This is a genomic window from Simplicispira sp. (assembly GCF_028687295.1).
Classification (GTDB): domain Bacteria; phylum Pseudomonadota; class Gammaproteobacteria; order Burkholderiales; family Burkholderiaceae_C; genus Simplicispira; species Simplicispira metamorpha.
The window spans coordinates 1-4,984 of record NZ_JAQUAL010000196.1; the positions used below are offsets into that span (position 1 = coordinate 1).

5 protein-coding genes are annotated in these 4,984 nt (G+C 67.5%); all 5 read right to left on the bottom strand.

Annotation, left to right across the window (positions count from 1 at the left end; genetic code table 11):
- Positions 1-646 (bottom strand): transglutaminase family protein (locus tag PHX69_RS15275; protein WP_288044868.1); only part of this gene is annotated, 646 nt, incomplete at its 3' end.
- A 33-nt stretch (positions 647-679) separates the two neighbouring features.
- On the bottom strand, positions 680-1,648 hold the full coding sequence (locus tag PHX69_RS15280; protein ID WP_288044870.1) for an alpha-E domain-containing protein: 969 nt from the start codon (positions 1,646-1,648) through the stop codon (positions 680-682).
- 1 nt (position 1,649) lies between these two features.
- Positions 1,650-3,035 (bottom strand): circularly permuted type 2 ATP-grasp protein, encoded by a 1,386-nt coding sequence (locus PHX69_RS15285; protein WP_502958549.1) that lies wholly within the window; start codon positions 3,033-3,035, stop codon positions 1,650-1,652.
- 107 nt (positions 3,036-3,142) lie between these two features.
- The gene (locus PHX69_RS15290) at positions 3,143-4,180 is read right to left on the bottom strand and encodes a response regulator transcription factor (protein WP_288044875.1); all 1,038 of its coding nucleotides are present in this window, start codon (positions 4,178-4,180) and stop codon (positions 3,143-3,145) included.
- A partial coding sequence (locus tag PHX69_RS15295; protein WP_288044877.1) for an ATP-binding response regulator occupies positions 4,158-4,984 on the bottom strand: 827 nt, incomplete at its 5' end. The genes PHX69_RS15295 and PHX69_RS15290, both read right to left, overlap by 23 nt.

A 4,984-nucleotide genomic window follows, 5' to 3' on the forward strand; every position in this document is an offset into this window, starting at 1 on the left:
CATCAAAACCCAGCCAGCCCTGGGGCAGGCGCACTTCGGCCCAGGCGTGGCTGGCCACATGCTCGGTATCGGCCGCCAGATAGCCGCTGACGTAGCGCGCGGGCAGGCCCAGCAGCCGCGCACAGGTAGCAAAGACCTGCGCGTGGTCTTGGCAAACGCCGTTCTGGTTGGCAAAGGCCTCGGCGGCCGGGGTGGCCGCGTCGGTGGTGCCCGGGGTATAGGGCATGACCACGACCAGCGCCTGCATCATGTGCAACAGGCCCGCCAGCGGGTCGGACGCCACCTGCGCCGCATGCCCGTGGGCAAACTGGCGCAGCGCAGCGTCTGCGCGCGTCAGGGGCGAGTCGCGCAGAAACAGCTGCGCGGGCAGCTCGTCTTGCGGGTCGGGCGTGGGCGCACTGTCGTCGGTTTCGACCTCGCCACGGGCCAGCAGATGGATGTCGCTCACCGGCTTGTCCAGCGTCAGCACATGCATGATGTTGCCGTAGGCATCCAGGCAGCGCGATGCCGGTGCTGGCAGGGTGAGCTGCCAGGACAGCACCTTCAAGCCGTGGCCGGGGCGCGGTGTCAGGCGCAGGTACTGCGTGCTGCGCTGCACCAGCCGGTCGTAGCGGTAAACGGTTTCGTGGGCGATGAGCAGGTGCATAGCGTTTCCTTGCGGGGGTCAAAAAACCGGCATTCAATTGGCTTCGAGGTAGGCCTTGCCAATGGCGTCGCCCAACCGGGCCGACTGGGCCAGAAAGTCGGTCAGCCAGCGGTGTACGCCAGCGTCCAGGATGTCATCGACCACGCCATATTCCAGCTTCAGTGCCAGCTTGCCCGCCAGCAGCTTGACCTCGCGGCCCGCGTCCAAGGAGCCTGGCAGGGCCTCGATGTCGGGCAGGATGGTGCGGATTTCATCGCAGCAGGCGCGCAGGCTGCGGGGTACGTCGGGGCGCAGGATCAGCAGCTCTGTGACGCGGCGGCCCTCCAGCGCATCGCGGTACACCTCGTGGTAGGCCTCAAAGGCCGACAGCGAGCGCAGCAGCGCGCTCCAGGCATAAAACTCGGGGGCGCTTTCCTGCGGCAGATGAACCGGCGCCAAACCGGCCACGGCAGGCTCGATCAGTTGCGATTTGACGTCGAGCAGGCGCGCCGTGTTGTCGGCGCGCTCAATGAAGGTGCCCAGGCGGATGAAGCAGTAGGCATCGTTGCGCTGCAAGGTGCCGTAGGTGGCGCCGCGAAACAGGTGCGAGCGCTCCTTGATCCAGTCAAAAAAGCCCGACACATCGGTGATGCCGCGCCGGGGCATCTCGCGCGCTTCGAGCCAGCTGGCGTTGATCGCCTCCCACATTTCGGCGGTGATCTTGCCGCGCACGGCATGGGCGTTTTCGCGCGCCAGCTTCAGGCACGACAGCACCGAGGCGGGGTTGTCCAAATCAAGCGCCATGTAGTGAAACAGCGCCTCGCCATCGAGCTTGCGGTTTTGCGCGATGTACGGGTCCAGCGTGCCGGTGACGGCCAGCGGTGCGGCAAACTCGGTCATGGCCCCGCGCGACTGCGGCAGCAGCGACAGCGAGTGCGTCACATCGAGCATGCGCACCAGGTTTTCCGCGCGCTCCAGGTAGCGGCTCATCCAAAAGAGTTGGGCAGCAGTACGTGACAGCATCTCAGGCCTCCAGAATCCAGGTGTCCTTGGTGCCGCCACCCTGGGACGAGTTGACCACCAGCGAGCCTTCTTTCAGGGCCACGCGCGTCAGGCCGCCGGCCACCATCGACACCTCGCGGCCACTGAGCACAAACGGGCGCAGGTCGATGTGGCGCGGCGCAATGCCGCTTTCGACAAAGGTCGGGCAGCTCGACAGGCACAGCGTGGGCTGGGCGATGTAGTTGCTGGGGTTGGCGCGCACGCGCTCTTTGAAGTCGGCCACCTCGGCGGCTGTGGAGGCTGGCCCGACCAACATGCCGTAGCCGCCCGCGCCATGCACTTCCTTGACCACCAGCTCGGCCATGTGCTCCAGCACGTGGGCCAGGTCGTCCGGCTTGCGGCATTGCCAGGTGGGCACGTTGTGCAGGATGGGCTCCTCGTTCAGGTAGAAGCGGACCATGTCGGGCACGTAGGGGTAGATCGACTTGTCGTCGGCCACGCCGGTGCCGATGGCATTGGCCAAGATCAGGTGGCCCTGCTTGTACACCGACAACAGGCCCGGCACGCCGAGCATGGAGTCGGCGTTGAAGGCCAGCGGATCGAGGAAGGCGTCGTCAATGCGCCGGTAGATCACGTCCACCCGCTGCGCGCCCACGGTGGTGCGCATGTAAAGGTAGTCGTCCTTGACGAACAGGTCTTGCCCCTCCACCAGCTCGACGCCCATTTGCTGGGCCAGGAAGGCGTGCTCGAAGTAGGCTGAATTGCACGGCCCCGGTGTCAGCACCACCACGGTGGGGTTTTCCGCGTCGCTGGAGTGGCGCAGGGTATCGAGCAACAAGGTCGGGTAGTGCGCCACCGGCGCCACCGGGTAGCGGGCAAACAGCTCGGGAAACAGCCGCATCATCATCTTGCGGTTTTCCAGCATGTAGCTCACCCCGGAGGGCACGCGCAGGTTGTCTTCGAGCACGTAGTAGCCGCCGTCCGCATGGCGGATCAGATCGACCCCGGTGATGTGCGCGTAAATGCCGTGCGGCAAGTCCAGGCCCTGCATGGCGGGCTGGTACTGGGCGTTGGCAAACACCTGTTCGGCGGGAATGAGCCCGGCTTTGATGATGTCGTGGTCGTGGTAGATGTCCCACAAGAAGCGGTTCAGCGCCGTCACCCGCTGGCGCAGGCCCGCCTCCAGCATCTTCCACTCGTTGGAATGCACGATGCGCGGCACGGTGTCAAACGGAATCAGCCGCTCGGCCCCGGCCTCGTCGCCATACACGGCAAAGGTGATGCCGACCTTGTGAAACAGCAAGTCGGCTTCGGCGTGTTTCTTGGCCAGCGCCTGGGGCGTCTGCGCGTGCAGCCAGTTGGCAAAGGATTGGTAATGCGGCCGGATGGCGCCACTGGGCAGCAGCATCTCGTCGTAATGGTCCGCAGCGGGTAAGGTCAATGCGTGCATGGGAACTCCGTCGGCTAGAGCCCTGTGCCACGCAAGGACTGTGCCACGTTGCGGGCTGCTGGGGCCTACCCCTCGAACTGCGGGTGCGACTGGCGGATGCGCGCCATGGCCATGCCCGCCGCCGCCGTGCGCGTTTCCACGCCCAGCTTGACGTACACCCGCTCCAGGTGCTTTTTGACGGTGGCCGGGCTGCTGCCCAGAATCTCGCCAATGTCGCGGTTGGTCTTGCCCTTGACCAGCCAGTACAGCACCTCGGCCTCGCGCGCCGTGAGCTTGAAGCCCAGGCCCAGGCAGGCGATCACGGCGGCATCGGACACCTCGCGCATCACGATCAGCCAGTCGCCGCCGCCCTCGCCATCGCCGGTCTGCTGGTGCAGCCGAAAACTCAGGCAGCGCGCGCCCTGCTGCACGTTCAGGCGCGGCGGCTCTTGCTGCTGCTGCGCCAGCCGCTCCAGGTCGGGCAGGTGCTGGCGCAGCCAGTCCAGCACCACGGTGGGCGCATAGGGCGCGCTGCTGCCAAAGTAATCGAGCAGCAGATCGCGCGCCAGCGGGGTTTGCCACATCAGCCGCCCATCGCCCACGCGCACCGTGATGCTGGCGTAGCCAAAGGCGTCCAGCGCATTGCGCGCCTGCCCGGCCTGGCGCACCTCCTGGCGGGCGCGGCGCGCGCCTTGCAGGTGTACGTTCATGCGCGCCAGCACTTCCTTGGGCTTGATGGGCTTGGTCACGTAGTCCACGCCGCCCGCCGCCAGCGCCGCCACCAGGTGCTCGGTTTCGGTCAGCCCGGTCATGAAGATGATGGGGATGTGCGCCGTCTGCGCCGTGGCCTTGAGGCGGCGCGCCACCTCGAAGCCGTCCATGCCGGGCATCAGGGCGTCCAGCAGCACGATGTCGGGCAGCGCCTGCGCGGCGCGCTGCAGCGCCGCCTCGCCGCGCGTGGCCACCAGCACGGTGTAGCCCGATTCGTCCAGCGCATCGTGCAGCACGGCCAGGTTGTCGGGCACGTCATCGACGATCAGCACCACGTCGCCGTGCGCGCGGTCGAGGATCGGGGGCGCCGACGTGGGCTCAGGGGGAAGCTCAGGGGGTAGGTGGGGGTGCATGGGGTGCCTGTTGAAGAATCTGCTCCATGGCCTCGAACTGGAACGCCTGGGCCAGCGCGCGCAGGGTCTGCACGAACGCGGCGTGGCCGCTGTGGCTGCGCTCGATCTCGTCCAGCGCGTTCAAAATCCCCCGGTAGTAGCCCAGCGACACGCTGTGCTGCAACGCCGCCAGCGCCGCGCCCTCCGGAAAAACCAGCGGCGCGGGCGCCGCAACCGGGGCGGCGGCGGGCGCAGCGGGCGCCGCCGCATCCACCCACACCAGCGCCAGGCGGCGCTCCAGCCAGTCCAGCAGCTCGCTGTGGCGGATGGGCTTGACGATGAAATCCCCGGGGCCGATGCCCAGCGCGTTCTCCAGCCCCTTGTCAAAGGCGTTGGCCGAGACGATGGCGCAATGCAGGTCGGGCAGCGCCATCTGGCGCACGCGCCGCAGCGTCTCCCAGCCGTCGATGCCGGGCATGGCCAGGTCGAGCAGCAGGGCGTCGGGCCGGTAGCCGCTGGCCAGCAGGTCGAGCGCGTCGTGCCCGCTGCTGGCCTGGCGCAAGGCAAAGCCCCGGGGCTCCAGCAGCTGCACCAGCAGTTCGCGGTCGGCCTCTTCGTTGTCCACCACCAGGATGCGGCGGCGTGCCCCGGCATAGGCGCGGCGCGGCTGGGCCGGGCGCGCTTTGGTGGGGTTTTTTCCCCAGGCATCGGCATGCACCTCGGGCAGGAACAGCTTGATGTGGAAGGCCGAGCCCACGCCGGGCTGGCTGGTGAGCGTGAGTTCGCCGCCCATCAGCTCGGTCAGCATCTTGGCAATGGTCAGCC

Bases quoted from the DNA above. Each gene is read 5' to 3' on its own strand.
- PHX69_RS15290 (WP_288044875.1), bottom strand. From the start codon at position 4,180: ATGCACCCCCACCTACCCCCTGAGCTTCCCCCTGAGCCCACGTCGGCG.
- PHX69_RS15285 (WP_502958549.1), bottom strand. From the start codon at position 3,035: ATGCTGCTGCCCAGTGGCGCCATCCGGCCGCATTACCAATCCTTTGCC.
- PHX69_RS15280 (WP_288044870.1), bottom strand. From the start codon at position 1,648: ATGCTGTCACGTACTGCTGCCCAACTCTTTTGGATGAGCCGCTACCTG.